Below are 17,096 nucleotides of genomic sequence, written 5' to 3' on the forward strand. Positions count from 1 at the left end.
TCCTACACGGTCATCTGGCGTAGCTGCGGGCGGTCGGCCTTGCGGCGCCGGGGGCTGTCCGACGAGGTCAGCTCGTCGATGTGGACGGCCAGCTGGGCAACCGTCGGGTTGCGGAAGACCATCGTCACCTTCGAGTCGACGCCGAACTCGGTGCGGATCCGGCCGCTGAGCCGGGTCGCCAGCAGGGAGTGTCCGCCGCAGGCGAAGAAGTCGTCGTCGACGCTCACCCCGGTCCTGCCGAGGAGGTCGGCGAACAGGCGGCAGAGGGTCTTCTCGGTGGGGCTGTCCGGCTCCCGGCCCGGTGCGGCCCCGCCCTGGTCGGGTGCGGGCAGCGCGCCGCGGTCGAGCTTCCCGCTCGGCGAGACCGGGAACTCCGGGAGCGGCACGACGGCCGACGGGACCATGTAGTCGGGCAGGCTCCCGCGCAGCAGTGCCGTCAGCGCCGTGAGGTCGAGCGCGGCCGGGTCCGCCCTGCGGCTCGGCACCACGTACGCGACCAGTCGCTGGTCGCCGGGGCGGTCCTCCCGGACCACGGCGACGGCCTGGGCCACGGCGGGGTGCTCGGCCAGGACGTTCTCGATCTCGCCGAGTTCGATGCGGAAGCCTCGGACCTTCACCTGGAAGTCGGTGCGCCCGATGTACTCCAGACGGCCGTCGCGGCCCCAGCGGACCAGGTCGCCGGTCCGGTACATCCGCGTGCCCGGCCCGCCGAACGGGCAGGCCACGAACCGTCCCGCGGTCAGGCCGGCCCGGCCCTGGTACCCGCGTGCCAGGCCGTCGCCGGCGATGTAGAGCTCTCCCTGGACCCCGGTGGGGACCGGCCGCAGCCGGGTGTCGAGCACGTACACCCGGGTGTTGCCGATCGGGGCGCCGATCGCCGGGGCCCCGGATCCGGGCAGGACCGCCGAGGTCGTGGACCAGATGGTGGTCTCGGTCGGGCCGTACATGTTGGTGACCTCGGCGGCCTGGGCGGCCAGGGCCTCGGCCAGCCGCGGGGGCAGTGCCTCGCCGCCGACCAGGATCCGCAGGCCCCGTGCGCCCTCCGGCTCGTCCATGAGCAGCATCTGCCAGAAGGCCGGTGTCGCCTGGACGAGGGTGACCCCGTGGCGGCGGATCGTCTCGACGGCGGCCGAGGGCCGGGAGACGCTCTGTTCGCCGGCCAGTACGACGGCCGCTCCGGAGATCAGCGGGAGGTACAGCTCGAGGCCCGCGATGTCGAACGCGACCGTGGTCACGGCGAGCAGGCGGTCCTGCGGGGTGAGGGCGAACCGGCGTGCCATGGAGGCCAGGAAGTTCGCCAGGGCGCCGTGCGGGACGGCCACGCCCTTCGGCTTGCCGGTGGAGCCCGAGGTGTAGATGACGTACGCGGTGTTGTCCGGGCGGACGGCGATCTCCGGCGGCGTCGCCGGGCAGCCGGAGCGGTCCGCCGCGGCCAGCGTCTCGGCGTCGAGCACGAGCACCGGGCGGGAGTCCTCGAGGATGTACTCGATCCGGGCGGCGGGGTGCTCCGGGTCGATCGGGACGTAGGCGGCGCCGGCCTTGAGGACCGCGAGGAGGGCGACCACGAGTTCGGCGGAACGGGGCAGCCGCACGGCCACCAGCGATTCGGGCCGCACGCCGCGGCCGGCCAGCCAGTGCGCCAGCCGGTTGGCGCGCTCCTCCAGTTCGCCGTAGGTCAGCGTCTGGTCCTCGGCCACGACGGCGAGGGCCTGGGGGGTGGTCCCGGCCTGCCGCCGCACGGTCTCGGCCAGCCCCGCTCCGAGGGTGGGTCCGGCCGTGGCGTTCGCCCCGCGGAGCAGCCGGTCGCGTTCCTCGACGCCGAGCACGTCGATGTCCCCGAGACGGGTGCCCGGGTCCGCGAGCAACTGCGCCAGCACCCGGACGAGCCGGGCGGCGATCTCCTCGGCCTCCGCGCGGCCGTAGAGGTTGTCCTGGTAGTCGAGGGAGAGGCGCAGGTAGGGGTCGGCCGAGTTGAGGGTGAGCGGGTAGTGGGAGCCCGCGAACGGGCGGATCCCGTCGATGGCGAACCCGGCCGACTCGTTCGCGTCGATCATGCCTTCGCGGTCGATCGGGTAGTTCTCGAAGACGATGAGCGTGTCGAACAGGGCGGGCAGGCCGACGTCGCGCTGGATGTCGGCCAGTCCGTGGTGGTGGTGGTCGAGCAGGGCGGTCTGGCGGTCCTGCAGGCCGGAGACGACCTCGCCCATGGTGTCGTCGGGGCGGCAGAACACGCGGGTCGGCAGGGTGTTGATGAACAGTCCGACCATCTCGTCGGAGCCGACCAGGTCCGGGGGGCGGCCGTTGACGGCAGCGCCGAAGACGACGTCCTGCTGCCCGGTCAGCCGGGCGAGCAGGATGGCCCAGGCCCCCTGCAGGAGGGTGTTCAGGGTGACGCCGAGTTCGGCGGCGCGGCGGGCGAGTCCGCGTCCCTGGTCGATCGACAGCGGTACCTCGACGCGCCCGAGGGCTGAGGCCGTGCCTTGGAGGGCGGCGTTCGGGGCCACGATGGTCGGCTGTTCGAAGCCGTCGAGTTCGGCCTTCCACCGGGCGGCCGACGCCTCCTGGTCCTGTCGGGACAGCCAGGCCAGGTAGTCGCCGTAGCTGCGGACGGGGGCGAGGCTCCGGTCGTCGGAGTAGAGCCGGACCAGGTCCGTGATCACCATCGGCGACGACCAGCCGTCGAAGAGGGTGTGGTGTGCCGTGACGACGAGTTTGGCCTGCCGCGGTCCGCAGGTGAGCAGGTTCAGGCGGATCAGCGGCGGCCGGGTGGGGTCGAGCTGGTCGGCCCGGTCGTCGGCGAGGGCCTTGTCGAGCGCCGCGTCCGTCTCGGCGTCACCGAGGCCGGTGAGGTCGGTGTGGCGCCAGGGGAGGTCGACGTGCTCGGCCACGATCTGCACGGGGTCGCCGTCGGCGCCGGTGAGGAACGCGGAACGCAGGTTCGGGTACCGGTCGAGCAGGGCCTGCCCGGCCGCCCGCATCCGTTCCGGGTCCACGTGCCCGGACAGATGCAGGACGAACTGCATGTGGTAGACGTCGAAGGTGCCCTCGGCGAGCGCTGCCTGGAACTGGATGCCCGACTGGCCCGGGGCCTGTGACCAGATCTCGACGAGCCGGCCGTAGCGCTCCTCCCAGGCGTCGATCTCGTCCTGGCGGACCTTGACCAGCGGGGCGTCGGAAGGGGTGAGGCCGCCGGCGCCGGGGCGGGCCGCGTACGCCGCCATGCCGTGCAGCACCTCGGTCCACAGGCCGGCCAGTTCGGCGGTGCGCTCGCGGGTCAGGACCCCGGTCGGGAACATGAAGGCGGCCTGCAGGGCCGGGCCGTCCTCGGTGTCGGTGACGACCGAGTTCACCTCCAGCGCCGACAGGGCGGGCAGGTCCGGGTCGGGCGCCGGTACCAGCTCGGAGGACCAGGGCGCGGGCACCCAGCCCTCGGCGCGCAGGTGCTCGGGCACGTCGGCGTCGGAGATGCGGCCGAGGTAGTTGAACCCGATCTGCGGAGCCGCGTAGTCCGCGAGCTGTGGGGCGGTCTCCGGGTTGAGCCAGCGCAGCAGGCCGTATCCGAGCCCCTTGTCCGGGATCCCGCGCAGCTGCTCCTTGACCAGCTTGACCGCCTGGCCGGCGGCGGTGCCGCCCTCCAGCACCTCGGCGATGTCCACGCCCCGCACGTCGACGCGGGCGGGGTACATGCTGGTGAACCAGCCGACGGTCCGCGAGAGGTCGGCGCCGGGGACGGCCTCCTCCTCGCGGCCGTGGCCCTCCAGCCGGACCAGGGTCGAGCGGCTGTCGCCGCGCCAGCGGTTCACCGCGAGGGCGAGGGCGGCGAGCAGGACGTCGGTGCCGGTGCTCCTGAAGGCGGCGGGAAGCTTGGTGAGGACCGCCTCGGTGACCTCGGCGGACAGCTGTACGCGCACGGTGTCGAGGGTGGACATCACGTCGACGGCCGGGTCGAAGGTGCGCTCTCCCAGCGGGGGGTTGGGGGATTCCAGCACCTCGCGCCAGTAGTCGAGCTCGTCCTCCCGCTCGGGGGTGAACGCCTCGGCCTCCAGGGCGGCGGCCCAGCGGCGGGCCGAGGTGCCGGGCTCGGGGAGCGTGGGCGTCCCGCCGGAACGGACGGCCTGCCAGGCCTCGGCGAGGTCCGACATGAGGATGCGCCAGGAGACGCCGTCCACGACCAGGTGGTGCAGGACCACGAGGAGGCGGCCGGCTCCCCCGTCCGCGGCGAACCAGACGAAGTCGGCCATGGTGCCGGCCCGCGGGTCGAGCCGCCCGGCCGATGCGTCCAGCTCCGCCTTGGCCGCCGCCAGGGCGGCGGGGTGGTCCCAGCCGCCGGCGACGGGGACGCGGTGGATGAGGTCGGCGGCCCGCACGGCGCCCTTCGGGCGGACCAGGAGGGTGGGCTCGTCGCCGGGCACGAGCCGTGCGCGCAGCAGGTCGTGGCGGTCGAGCACGGTGTCCAGCGTCGCGGCCAGTCCGGTCCCGTCGATGCCCGTGGGCAGCTCCAGCACGATCGACATGGCGAAGCGGTCCAGGCCGCCGCCGTGTTCGAACACGTGCCGTGCCACCGGCTGCAGCGCCAGCTCGCCGATGCCGCCGCCCTCGAGTTCCTCCAGGACGGGGGCCTGGTCGCGGCGGTCGGCGGCCACCTCGGCCAGCCGGGCCGCCGTACGGCACTCGAAGACCTCGCGGGTGGTCAGCTCCAGACCCCGGGCCCGGGCACGGGCGACCACCTGGATCGACCTCAGGCTGTCGCCGCCCACCGCGAAGAAGTCGTCGTCGACGCCCACCCGGTCCACACCGAGGACGTCGGCGTAGACCGCGGTGACGATCTTCTCGGCCTCGGTGCGGGGCTCGCGGTAGGCCTCGCCGAGGAACTCCGGCTCGGGCAGCGCCGACCGGTCCAGTTTTCCGGTGGGCCCCAGCGGCAGCCCGCCGAGGGCCACGAAGGCGGAGGGCACCATGTAGTCGGGCAGCCGGGCCGCGACGAACTTGCGCAGCTCGGCGGCGGAGGCGCCGGCCTGCACGTCGACGTCACCTATGCCGCCGGCGCCGTTGTCGCCGACGCCGCCCTCTCCGGTGTGCACGACGTAGGCGACGAGCCGCTTGCCGCCCGAGTGCACCTCGCGGCTGACGACCACGGCCTCGCTGATGCCGGGGTGCGCGGTCAGCGCCGCCTCGACCTCGGCCGTCTCTATGCGGAAGCCCCGCACCTTGACCTGGCCGTCCCCGCGGCCCATGCACTCCAGGCGGCCGTCGGCGTTCCAGCGGGCGAGGTCTCCGGTGCGGTACATGCGCTCGCCGGGGGGACCGAAGGGGCTCGCGACGTAGCGCTCGGCGGTCAGGGCCGGGCGGCCGTGGTAGCCGCGGCCGAGGCAGGTGCCCACCACGTACAGCTCGCCGGCCACGCCCTGCGGCACCGGATCCAGCCCCGGGCCGAGCACGTAGGCGCGCATGTTGCCGAGCGGGGTGCCGATCGGCAGGACGTCGCCCGGCGGCCACGCCTCGTCGGGCCCGAGGGAGAAGGCGGTGGCGTAGAAGCTCTCGCTCTGCCCGTACGAGTTGACGATCCGGGCGCCGGGCAGGACCTCGCGGACCTGTCGCACCAGCCGCGCCGGGAGCACGTCGCCGGCGAAGACGACCGAGCGGACGTCGGGCGCCTTCTCCAGGTGGCCGAGCAGCTCGCCGATGACCGAGGGGACGCCGCTGATGACGTGGCCGTCCCAGGAGTCGCGATCGGCGAGCGCCAGGGCGTTCGGCACCAACTCGGCGGTGCCGCCGGTCGTCAGGGTGGTCAGCAGCTCGAAGACGGAGACGTCGAAGTTGACCGAGGTGCCGGCGAGCATCTTCGACCCGGCCGGGGCGTCGAGGACGCGCACCAGTTCCCGCACGCCGTTGACGAGGTTGCGGTGGGTGACCGCCGCGCCCTTCGGCTTGCCGGTGGAGCCCGAGGTGTACATGACGTACGCCAGGTTGTCCGGGCCCAGCGGCGCGGTGCGGGCGGAGTCGTCCGGGGCTGCCGCGGGCGTCGGCCACTCGGCGCGCAGGGCGAGGTCGACGACCGGCAGCCCGTGCTCCGGCAGTTCCCGTGCCGTCGCGGTGTCGGTGAGCACGAAACGCGGGCGGGCCTCGGAGAGCACGGTCCGCGCCCGTCCGGCGAGGTACTGCGGATCCATGGGCACGTACCCGGCACCGGACTTGAGGATGCCGAGCAGGCCGGCGACCAGGTCCTCGGTGCGCGGCAGGGCCAGCACCACCAGGTCCTCCGGACCGGCGCCGCGCCGGATCAGTTCCCAGGCGACGGCGTTCGCCCGGTCGTCGAGTTCCCGGTAGGTCAGCGTGCGGTCCCCAGAGACGAGGGCCGGGGCGTCCGGGGTCGCGGCGGCCTGGCGCTCGAAGAGGCCGGGGACGGTGAGCTCGGACGGCACGGTGGCGCCGGGGACGGCGTTGAGGCGGGTGAGCAGGAACTCGCGTTCGGCCGCGTCCAGCACGTCGACGCCGTCGATGCGGCGGCCCGCGTCGGCCACGAGCTGGTCGAGCACGCGCACGAACCGGTTGCCGAGGGTCTCGGCCGTGCCCCGGTCGAAGAGGTCGGTGGCGTACTCCAGGCGGACCCCGGCGCCGCCGGACGCGTCCGGGATCATGTTGAAGAACAGGTCGAACTTGGCCGTCCCGGTCTCCAGCGTCTCGGACTCGACGTCCAGACCTGCGAACTCCAGCCGTCCGAGGGGCTCCTGCCAGGCGAGCATGACCTGGAAGTAGGGGTGGTAGGCCGTGGACCGGTCCGGGTTGAGCAGCTCCACCAGCCGCTCGAAGGGCATGTCCTGGTTGTCGTACGCGCCCAGGGCCCGGTCCCGCACCCGGCCGAGCAGCTCGTGGAAGGCCGGATTGCCGGAGAGGTCGACGCGCAGCACCCAGGTGTTCACGAAGAACCCGACGAGATCGCGCAGTTCCTCGTCGGTGCGGCCCGCGATGGGCGCACCGATCGGGATGTCCTCACCGCAGCCGAGGTGGTGCAGGAGCACGGCCAGCGCCGAGTGCATGACCATGGAGACGGTGATGTCCTGCTCGGCGGCCAGCTTCTCCACGGCCGCGAGCAGGTCGGGCCCGATCGCGAACTGCGCCAGGCCGCCGTCCGAGCTCGTCCTCTTGGGACGGGGGCGGTCCGTCGGCAGGGCCAGCGGCTGTGCCATGCCGGCCAGCGCCCCGCGCCAGTACTCCAGCTGCCGGCCGGCCAGGCTCTCCGGGTCGGACTCGTCGCCGAGCACGTCCTGCTGCCACAGGGTGTAGTCCGCGTACTGGACCGGCAGGGGCTCCCAGGCCGGCGCCCGGCCCTCCCTGCGCTCCGCGTACGCCGCCGCCAGGTCGCGCAGCAGCGGTCCGAGGGACTCGCCGTCCAGGGCTATGTGGTGCACGACGAGGACCAGGGTGTGGTCGGCCGGTCCGGTCCTCACCAGACGGGCGCGGATCGGCACGTCGGTGACCAGGTCGAAGGTCTCCTTGGCCGCCTCGTCGACCACGGCGGCCCGTCGGTCCGGCGCGGCGTCGACGACCGACAGGGCGAACGGCGCCCGGCCGGCGGTCAGCACCTGCTGGTGGGGGATGCCGTCCTCGCCCTCGACGATCACCGTGCGGAGCACTTCGTGCCGGTCGATGAGGTCGTGGAACGCCGACCGCAGCGCCGCCACGTCCAGCTCACCGGTCAGCCGCAGGGCGAAGGCGCCGTTGTAGGTCGGCGAAGGGCCTTCGAACCGGTCCACGAACCACAGCCGGCGCTGCGCGAACGACAACGGGATCATTGTTTCTCCAAATCGGCGGAACCAGGGAGCGGATCGGCGTTCAGCTCTGGTCGAGCAAGGTCAGAAGTTCGTCGTTGTAGAAGTCGTCGATGGAGCACGCCCCCGACAGCGTCGAGAAGTAGCGGTCGATGTGCTCCTGGTGTCCGGCCAGCTTCCGCAGCATCTCGGTCCGGCCCTCGGGCTTGAGCTCGGCGACGTTGAGCGCGCCCTGGTAGTGGTTCAGGGCCTCGTCGCCCAGGTCGTTCTCGTAGCGCCGCAGTGCCGACCTGAGCCGGTCGTCGTCGTACAGGCCGTCGCCGATGCGGTCGGTGAGGTTCTGGGCCTGTACGAATGCCTCGGTGATGCCGCGGGCGGTGATGGAGTCCTTGTGGTTGACCGCGTCGCCGACCAGGACCCAGCCGGGACCGTAGGCCCTGCGGAAGTAGTTGTCCTGATGGCCGGTGCCGTACAGCTGCTCGACCCGCTCGCCCTTCCGCATCCGCTCCCACAGCTCGGGGGCGGTGGTGCGGAAGGCGTCCAGGTAGGCGGGCTCCACGTCCTTGCGGACCGTGCCGAAGTCCGCCTGCGGGAAGTAGGCCATGAGCAGCGTCAGGTCGTCGTTGGTGGGGAGGACGCCGATCCACCGGCCCGGGCGCTCGTACAGTTCGAAGTCCGAGGGGACTCCGGCCCAGTAGCTGTAGTAGGTGCAGGTCATCCGCGGGTGCTCGATGACGTTCTCCGCGCCGGCCTTGCGGGCGACGAGCGAGCGCATGCCGTCGGCGCCGACGACCAGCCGGGCCCGCTCCGTCGTCTCGGTGCCGGCGGGGGTGGTGTAGCGCACCCCGACGATCCGGTCCCCTTCGTGGACCAGGTCGTTGACCGCGCAGCCCTCGCGGAACTCCACGCCCGCCTCGACGGCGCCCTCGGCGAGGAGGGGGTCGAGGACGAAGCGCCGCGGCGCGTATGTGGCCCGTATGCCGTCCATCGGGAGGGAGAAGCCCTCGATGCGGACGCCGGGGCCCTCGTAGATCTGCCGGGTGATCGGCCGGCAGCCGGCCGCCCGGAGCTTCTCCAGGATCCCCCAGCGTTCGAGCAGCGCCACGCCCTGCATGTGCAGGTAGTGCGAGGACAGGGTGTCCTGCGGGAATTTCGCCTTCTCCAGGAGAAGTACGCGGTATCCCTGGCGCGCAAATAGCATGGCCGTCGGAGAACCCGCACAACGGGCCCCTATGACAATCACGTCGTACACGGCGTCTCCGCCTCTCCTACCAGGTAGTTTTCACCCGACGCCGGCCGCAACCGAAACAATCCACCGTAATTGAGCGCGCCATCGACGCGGCGGATCGAAATTCCGCCACCGGGCATGAATTCGATGCTAGTCATTCGAACTAGCGGGAGCATAGATCCGGCAGGACCGAAGCTGTCCGACGATGCCGTGTCTCGCCGACGGGACACGGCAGGACGCCGGGCGCCTCCGTCCGCCGCAGTTCAACGGGCCGCCGCGCCAAGGGACTCGATGTACGCGGAGATCGAGGCCACGGTCGGGTTGAGGAACAGCTGGTCCATCGGGACCTCCGCTCCCAGCTCCTCCAGGAAGGCACCCTGGATCCTGGTCATGACCAGCGACTGGCCGCCCAGAGCGAAGAAGTCGTCGTCCACCGATATGTCATCCGTCTGGAGTTCTCGGCACCAAATTGCGCGCACGTCGTCGACGATCATCATATTCCTCTCGGTATTTCATCGGGATTCGCCGTCACGTTGCCGCCCCGCTCCCGGCGAACTGTTTCCGGAATGCGTCGAGCAGCGCCGTCCTGTCCACTTTTCCGTGCGGGCTGAGCGGCAGCACCGGGACGTGCACGAACCGGGCCGGGACCATGTTCCGCGGCAGGTTCTCCAGGAGGCCGGAGCGCAGATCAGCCTCCGCCGGCTCCGCCCCCGCGGGGACGAGGAAGGCGATCAGCTCGGCGTCCCCGGTGTCGTACGAGACGGCCACGGCGGCCTCGCCGACCCCGTCCAGCCGGGCGAGCGCGCGCTCGACGTCGGTGGGGTCGATGCGCATACCGCGCACCTTCACCTGGGAGTCGATCCGGCCCAGCACCACGAGGTCGCCTGCCCCGTCCACCCGGCCGCGGTCGCCGGTGCGGTAGATCCGGCGCGGCTCCCCCTCGACCACGATGTGCGTGAACCTGGCGTTCTCGGGGCCGTTGTTGAGGTATCCGGCGCCGACGCCGGCTCCTGAGATGCAGATCTCGCCCTCCTCCCCCGGCCCGACCGGGCGCAGGTGTTCGTCGACGAGGTGGATGTCGGTGTTGTGGGCTGGCGTGCCGACCGGCGGGATGTCGTGGACGCCGGGCCGGTAGCCGGCCAGGTCGAAGGAGGTGGCGACGTCGGTGCACTCGGCGACGCCGTACTGGTGCAGGAGGACGCAGTCGTTGCCCTCGCGCCCCGCCCATTCGGCGAGCCGCTCGGCCTTGAGGGCCTCGCCGCCGAAGAGCACGTGGTCGAGGCGGGTCAGCGCGTCGCCGCCGCGGGCCGTCTCCCAGTCCACCAGCAGGTACAGGGTGCTGGACGCGCAGTGCACGACGCGGATGTCGTACTGGTCGAGGATGCGGTAGGCGAGCATGGCGTCGAAGTTGCGGCTCGCCATCAGGTGCTGGGTGGCCCCGCAGAACAGCGGGGTCATCAGGCTGCGCTGGGACAGGTCGAACCCGAAGGCGCTGACGACCAGATGGTTCGACCCGTCGTGCAGGCCGTACTCCAGGGTCAGCCAGTTCATCAGGTTGAACCAGCCCTCGTGGCGCACGGCGGTCAGCTTCGGCGTCCCGGTGGACCCTGAGGTGAAGACCGCGTAGCAGATGTCGTCCCCGGTGACCTCCGTCCCCGGGGCGGTGGCGGGCAGGTCCGCCAGCTCGCCGGCCAGCCGCTCCAGGTCGACGACCTCGGCGTCCGCCGAACCGACCATGGCCGCGGTGGCCGGGGAGGCGGTGATCAGGGCGAGGCCCGGGACCTGGTCGAGCAGCAGCTGAAGCCGCGCCGCCGGGTACGCGGGATCGAAGGGCACGTAGGCCGCTCCCGCCTTGAGCGTGCCGAGGATGGTGACGAGCAGGTCGACCGAGTAGTCGAGGCAGACGCCGACCTTCGCACCCCTGCCGATGCCGCGTGCGACGAGGAAGTGCGCGAAGCGGTTGGCCCGCGCGTCGAGCTCCGCGTACGTCAGCTGCCGGCCGGCCACGACGACGGCGACGGCGTCGGGGGCGGCGGCCACGTGCTCCTCGAACCGTTTGTGCACGACGGGTACCGCGGGCAGGGCGACCCGCTTTCCCTGAAGGATCATCAACTGGCTCCAATGTGCGAGGTGTACGGCCGGAGGGGCGCCGGGGCATCCCAGGGACGGGCCGGCGGGTCGGGCAGGCGCACCCGGGGCCTGTCCGGCGGTGGGACGCCGGACAGGGCCTCGGGAGTGTCTTCGAAGGTCGGTTCCGGAGAGAGGCCGGGCCGAACCGGTCCGAATTTCCTGGCGGTCCGTTTCAGCACCGGCCGGTGGTCCCGCCGGGGCTTCCCGCACCGCCGGTTCGCCAGGAGACCGGACGGCAGACACTCCCCCGGGGCCTCTCGTCCGGATCGTGCCGGGCTCGTGCGCCCCGGTTGCCGCACTCCCCCGGACTCGGTCCGGGGGTACCCCCGCGCGGCGTTGTCGTCAGTCGCCGACGCTCCGCGTCGACTCGATGGTGAGCGTGGCGGCCCGCCGGATCTGCCCGGCGGTCCGGCGCGCCCCGTACTCCTCGCCGTCCGCGGCGGACGGTCCGTCCGTGCCGGCCTGTGCGGCCGGACCGGCATGGTCGGCGTGTTCCGCACGGTCGGCACGGTCGGACCTGCGGGGTTCGGTGCGGGGCCACGTCCGCCGTTCCGCCTCGCGCAGCCGGTGGTCCTGCTCCGGCGGGGCAAGGCGGGCGGCCTCGGCGTGGTGGGCGAAGCTACGCCCGCCGCGCCCGCGGTGGTGGTCGAACCGCCGGGCCACCCACGCGTGGTCGCGCGGGGTCCGGCAGTCGGGGCCGGTGCGCTCGATCGCCTCGGGCCCTCCTCCGACTCGCTCGCTCGGCCCAGGGCGTGAACCGCTCCGCCGGCCGACGGAGCACCCGGGCGGTGCTCAGCCCGCGGCCATGGCTTCCCGCAGGCTCCTGGGACGCAGATCGGTCCAGTTCCGCTCGACGTACTCCAGGCACTCGGCCCGGGACGCCTCGCCGAAGGCGATCCGCCAGCCGGCGGGCACCTCGGCGAAGACCGGCCACAGCGAGTGCTGGTCCTCGTCGTTGACCACGACGTTGAAGCGGCCGTTCTCGTCGTCGAAGGGGTTCGTGCTCAACTGGCACCGTCCTTAGCAGTCATGAGGCGGCTCGGCGTCTCGAGTGGTGCCGCGGCGGAGAACCGCGCCCTGCGCCGGGCCGGGGGGACTCGTACGGGCTCGGCCGCCCATGTTGCCGGGCAGGCGGCTCGCCGCAATCTATTCACGGGCCCTCGGGGCCCGGTCGAGATTCGCTCAAGCTTGCGAATCCAGGTGGAAGGGGAAGGCTCCCCGATCCAGGTGCAGGGGGAAGGCTCCCGCGCGGCCCGCGGCAGGTGGGGCGCGGCCTCCGCGCACGCCGCCGCGCACGCCGCCGCTCACGCCGTCGCACACGCCACCGCTCACGCCGTCGCTACCCGGGCGGAGCGTGCCCCGCCGTCCGGCACGACCTCCGTACCGGTGCCCCCGCCGGCGAAGATCTGCATCAGGACCGAGTGCTCGACCCGGCCGTCGATGACGCGGGCGGTGCGCACACCGTTGTTCACGGCGTACAGACAGCCCTCCATCTTGGGGATCATCCCCGCGGACAGCCTCGGGACGAGTTCGGCCAGTTCGGCCGCGGTCAGCCGGGGGATGACCTCGTCGCTGTGCGGCCAGTCCGCGTACACGCCCTCGACGTCCGTCAGGACCAGGAGCGTCTCGGCGCCGAGAGCGGCGGCGAGGGCCGCGGCCGCGGTGTCGGCGTTGACGTTGAAGACCCCGCCCCCGGCGGCGTCCTTGGCGTCGCCGGACCGGGCGATGGAGGAGATCACGGGGATGCGCCCGTCCTCGACGAGGGCCCGTACGACCCCGGGGTCGACGTGGGTGACCTCCCCCACGCGGCCGATGTCCACAGCCTTGCCCCCGGCGTCGACGTAGCGCTTGACGGCGGTCATCAGACGGGCGTCCTCGCCGGTCATGCCCACGGCGTGCGGCCCGTGTTCGTTGAGCAGCCCTACGAGTTCGCGCTGCACCTGCCCCGCGAGAACCATGCGGACGACGTCCATGGCCTCGTCGGTGGTGACGCGCAGACCGGCCTCGAACCGGGACTCCAGACCCAGCCGGCCGAGCTGCGCGTCGATCTGCGGGCCTCCGCCGTGCACGACGACGGGGCGCAGGCCGGCGTGCCGCAGGAAGAGGACGTCCTGGGCGAAGGCCGCCTTGAGGCTCCCGTCGCCCATGGCGTTGCCGCCGAACTTGATGACGATGGTCTTCCCCCGGTGGCGCGCCAGCCAGGGCAGCGCCTCCACCAGGGCGCGGGCCTTGGGCAGGGCCGCGGGCCCGGTGTTCCCGCGGGGGCCGCTGGAGCGGGAGGCCGGAGCCGGGAGGAGGTGGGACGGAGAAGCGGTCATGAGGCGTACTCGCTGTTCTCGTGGACGTGGGCGGTGGTGAGGAGGGCGGCCCGGATCACGGCGGACTCGCGGCCGTGGGCCGGACCGGCGGTGACGCCCGCCTCGCGGCCTTCCGTGCCGGACGGGGCACGGCCCCCGCCGGCTGCTCCCCCGCGGTGGCCCCGGACGCCGTCGAGGGCGGCGCCGGGCCGGCACGGTGCGCGGTTCTCCTTGATTCCCGCGGCGGTGTCCGCCGCCGTGAAGCCTCGTGCTGCGGTGACGCTCACTGCATCTCCTTCGCTGCTCCGCCCGTGCGGCGCGGACGTGCGGCACGGCGGTCGCCGGCCACGGTCCGCCGAGCGGGCGTGCGCATCGGTCACGGTGCGGTTCCGGTCGTGGGAAGCCCGGGCGCCTCGGGAGGCCGGGTACGGCGTCCACGCTCTGGACGGCCCCGCCCGCGGGCCGCGGTGGGATTGCCGACGGCGCTCACGTGCCGTCGGTGGGATTGCCGACGGCTCACGTGCCGCGTTTTTTTCCCCGGCCGGCGTCAGCGGGTGCGCGAGGCCGGGTCGCAGAACTCGGCGCTGAGGATGGACAGGAGGTCGTCCGCCCTCCAGTCGCTGTTGTAGTTGAAGGTGAGCTGGTGGCGGCCGTCGTCGGTGAGCGCGACCATCGAGAGCCAGCCCACCGTGCCGCCGTCGCGGTACCAGACGGTGGTCCCGCAGCCGAGCGTCAGCCGCTCGATGCCCAGGCCGTAGGCCGCGATCGGGACGTCGGGGTTGACGACGGTCGTCTTCATCGCCCGCAGCTGCTCCGGCGGCAGCAGGCCCCCGCGCATCAGGGCCCCGTAGAACCGGTTCAGGTCCGCCGTGCTGGAGATGATGTCGAGGTTGCCCCAGTTCTGCGAGCCGTTCAGGTCGGTGACGTCCTCGATCCGGTCGGGCTGGGTGAGGAAGCAGGGCTTGGAGTAGCCGCGCCCGCTCGGCTGGGGCAGGTGTACACCGTTGCCGGGGGTGGTCGTCGCCCTGAGGTCCAGGGGCCTGATGATGCGGCGGCGCACCTCCTCCTCGTACGACCTGCCGCCGGCCGCCTCGACCACCATCGCGGCGAGGACGTCGTTGGTGTTCGAGAACCCGTGCCGGGCGCCGGGCCGGAAGAGCGGCGGGTGGGCGAGTGCCACCCGCACGCGCCTGTCGTGCGGCATGGTCTCGTACCGGTGCGCGAAGAAGCCGTCGCCCAGGACGTACGTGTCGACGTACGCGCTGTCGGCGTAGTAGTCGGGGAGGCCGCTCGTGTGGTTGAGGAGCTGCCGGACGGTGATCGCGCCGCCGTCGTTGCCGTTGCCCGTGACCAGGCCGGGGAGGTGGCGCTCCACGCTGTCGTCGAGGTCCAGTACGTGTTCCGCCTCCATCTGGAGGAGGACGGTCGCCACGAAGGTGCTGGTGAGGTGTCCGACGCGGAACCGGTCGTTCCTGCCGCGCGGCGCGCGCGTGGTCAGGTCGCCGACGCCCGCCGCGGTCTTCCAGACCCCGTGGGAGTCGCGCGCCTCGGCGGTGATGCCGGGGATGCCCGCCGCGACGGCGGCGTCGATCGCCTGCTGCGTCGCCTCGTGTCCGCCCCGGGCGTCGGGCCCGGTCGCCCGCGACGCCTGAGCGGAGCCCGTGAAAAGGGTGGCCGCCATCGATATGACGAGAATTCCGACCGTTGCTGCTCCTGGTCTCTTCCGCATCGTCCGCATCGCCATACCCCGTTCTGAGTCTGTTTTCGCGGTCGGCCCATCCGGCCGATTCCGCGTTTCGGGCACACGGCGGCAGGGCGATTCGCCCTTGCCGCACACACGTCGACCGGAACTGTCCGCACAGAAGCGGCGCCGGGTAGCGACGAATAACTCCCGACCGGATCGACAAAAGCCTTCCGGCCGGAAAGCGGCCAAGAAAATCATGCTCGGTCCACGGCGGCTTTACCGACCGTGCGGGCGTCCTGTCGACGGTACATCTCCGCCGCTCGCCCGAACCCCCACGCGGGCTCGAACGCTGCTCCGGCGCCGTTCCAGCCGATGCCCGGAAACTGCTCGCCGGATATGTGGACCCTTCTCATGGAGGCATGATGGTGCATCAGGCCGGTCGGACCGCGGGGTCGCACGGCGGCCCGGGAACCGCTCTTCCGCAGACCCTGCCGCAGCAGCCGCGCCCCGCGGCGGCGTACCACGACCGGCAGGTGCTGACGACCAAGGTCGGCCTGCAGATGCCGGGCGCCATGGCCTACGCCGAGTGGGAGCGGACCGGTCGCCGGCTCGCCGGCATCGTCGACTCCTCCTGCTGGTGGCTGGGCGACTGGCTCGTCTACGGCAAGGACCACTACGCCGACCGGTACCAGCGCGGGATCCGCGCCGTGGGCCTCTCCTACCAGACCCTGCGCAACTACGCCTGGGTCTCGCGCCGCTTCGGACTGGACCGGCGGAGGTCCGCGCTGAGCTTCCAGCACCACGCCGAGCTGGCCTCCCTGCCGCCCGAGGAGCAGGACGTCTGGCTCGACCGGACCGAACGGCTGCGGTGGACGACCAAGCAGCTGCGCGGCGCGTTGCGCGACGGACGCGGCACGGGGGAGCCGGTGCGCCCCGCCGTCGGGCCGAACGGCCGCCTGGAGGTTCCCGGTGGCCGCCTGGAGTGGTGGCACAAGGCCGCGGAGCAGTCGGGCGTCGAGTTCGGGCGGTGGGTGACGAGCGCCCTGGACAGCGCGGCCGCGAGCGCGCTCGACGAGCCGGCGGAGCCGCTGGACGAGCCGGCCGGGCCGAACGCCCCCGGCGGGCTGCCCGGCGCCGCGCAGAGTCCCGGGCCCTTGGGCCGGGCGCTGATGGTGGCGGCCGTCGTCGACTGATCACCGGCCGGACGGTGGCGCCGCGGCGCCGCGCAGCCGGCCCATCAGCCCGGCGGTCTCGTGCTTGTACGTGCACGCGCTCCGGCCGAACGACTCCCGCACCCGCTCGCGCACCTCGCCCGGCTGCTCCTGGCTGAGCTTGAACATCCCCTCGGCTCCGGTGACGTCGACGCTGAAGGCCCCGGCTGCGGGCACGATCTTCCGGAAGTAGCCGAGCGACTCGGTCATGTCCCAGCCGTCGCCGAAGTCCTTCTCGAAGACGCGGACGGTGGACTCCACCACGCTCAGCGTCTCGTCGGCGGAGCCGAGCATCCTGACCACACCCCGGACGTGCACGGCGGTGAAGTTCCAGGTCGGGGCCGCCGGGGACTTCTCGTACACCGTGGGTGAGACGTAGGAGTGCGGGCCGGTGAAGGTCAGCAGAACCACGCTGCCCGTCTCCAGGGCCTTCCAGTGCGGATTGGCCTTGTTCATGTGGCCGAGCAACGTGACTCCGCGCAGGTCCCCGGAGGGGTCGGCGGAGGTCTCGGGGTCGAAGATGACCGGCAGGTGTGTGGCGAAGGGACCGTCGTCACAGCCGCCGTTGGACACCGCGAGCGCCAGCGGGTTGTCGCGGATCACATCCACCATCCACGAGCTGTCGGGCTCGCGGTAGAAACTGGGTACGAACATACGGATTCGCCTTTCGGTATTTCCCCCGTAGCGAGGCCCCGGCTCAGGGCATGCCGAAGCGGTCACCCCGGCACCGGGCCGGCTGAAGCCGGACGTATGGAGTCATCGAGAATCCGGGCCGAC

Annotated in this window: 11 protein-coding genes; 1 reads left to right on the top strand and 10 read right to left on the bottom strand. The window is 72.5% G+C overall.

Translation table 11 applies throughout. From position 1 onward, the window contains the following. Positions 1–2 precede the first annotated feature (2 nt). The 9 genes from ACIRJR_RS33360 to ACIRJR_RS33400 form a co-directional block, all read right to left on the bottom strand. On the bottom strand, positions 3–7,793 hold the full coding sequence (locus ACIRJR_RS33360) for an amino acid adenylation domain-containing protein (protein ID WP_403787781.1): 7,791 nt from the start codon (positions 7,791–7,793) through the stop codon (positions 3–5). Positions 7,794–7,833: 40 nt separating this feature from the next. Beyond that, complete coding sequence (locus ACIRJR_RS33365) at positions 7,834–9,021, bottom strand: NAD(P)/FAD-dependent oxidoreductase (protein WP_403787784.1); 1,188 nt, start codon at positions 9,019–9,021, stop codon at positions 7,834–7,836. Positions 9,022–9,260: 239 nt separating this feature from the next. After that, positions 9,261–9,494 (bottom strand): phosphopantetheine-binding protein, encoded by a 234-nt coding sequence (locus ACIRJR_RS33370; protein ID WP_403787787.1) that lies wholly within the window; start codon positions 9,492–9,494, stop codon positions 9,261–9,263. Positions 9,495–9,525: 31 nt separating this feature from the next. Continuing rightward, positions 9,526–11,106, bottom strand: a complete 1,581-nt coding sequence (locus ACIRJR_RS33375; RefSeq protein ID WP_403787790.1) for an amino acid adenylation domain-containing protein — start codon at positions 11,104–11,106, stop codon at positions 9,526–9,528. Positions 11,107–11,469: 363 nt separating this feature from the next. Then, complete coding sequence (locus ACIRJR_RS33380; RefSeq protein WP_403787792.1) at positions 11,470–11,790, bottom strand: hypothetical protein; 321 nt, start codon at positions 11,788–11,790, stop codon at positions 11,470–11,472. A gap of 129 nt (positions 11,791–11,919) precedes the next feature. Further along, the gene (locus ACIRJR_RS33385) at positions 11,920–12,135 is read right to left on the bottom strand and encodes an MbtH family protein (protein ID WP_403787795.1); all 216 of its coding nucleotides are present in this window, start codon (positions 12,133–12,135) and stop codon (positions 11,920–11,922) included. A gap of 320 nt (positions 12,136–12,455) precedes the next feature. Next, positions 12,456–13,445: an acetylglutamate kinase gene (gene argB / locus ACIRJR_RS33390; RefSeq protein WP_403787798.1), complete on the bottom strand. Its 990-nt coding sequence runs from the start codon at positions 13,443–13,445 to the stop codon at positions 12,456–12,458. Further along, positions 13,442–13,711 carry a hypothetical protein gene (locus ACIRJR_RS33395; RefSeq protein ID WP_403787801.1) on the bottom strand — a complete coding sequence of 90 codons (270 nt, stop codon included), beginning with the start codon at positions 13,709–13,711 and terminating at the stop codon, positions 13,442–13,444. Before ACIRJR_RS33395 ends, argB begins: the two co-directional genes overlap by 4 nt. 260 nt (positions 13,712–13,971) lie before the next feature. Then, entirely contained in the window at positions 13,972–15,105 is a 1,134-nt protein-coding gene (locus tag ACIRJR_RS33400) for a serine hydrolase domain-containing protein (RefSeq protein ID WP_403787804.1), read from the bottom strand. Positions 15,106–15,527: 422 nt separating this feature from the next. Here ACIRJR_RS33400 and ACIRJR_RS33405 point away from each other — a divergent pair, with 422 nt between their 5' ends. Beyond that, a complete protein-coding gene (locus ACIRJR_RS33405) occupies positions 15,528–16,301 on the top strand; it encodes an LmbU family transcriptional regulator (protein ID WP_403787807.1) in 774 nt (257 codons plus the stop codon). On the opposite strand, the gene ACIRJR_RS33410 is transcribed toward ACIRJR_RS33405, so the two are convergent. Continuing rightward, entirely contained in the window at positions 16,302–16,973 is a 672-nt protein-coding gene (locus ACIRJR_RS33410) for an FMN-binding negative transcriptional regulator (RefSeq protein ID WP_403787810.1), read from the bottom strand. Between the last annotated feature and the right edge of the window lie 123 nt (positions 16,974–17,096).

It is taken from the genome of Streptomyces sp. NPDC102402 (assembly GCF_044765765.1).
Lineage (GTDB): Bacteria > Actinomycetota > Actinomycetes > Streptomycetales > Streptomycetaceae > Streptomyces.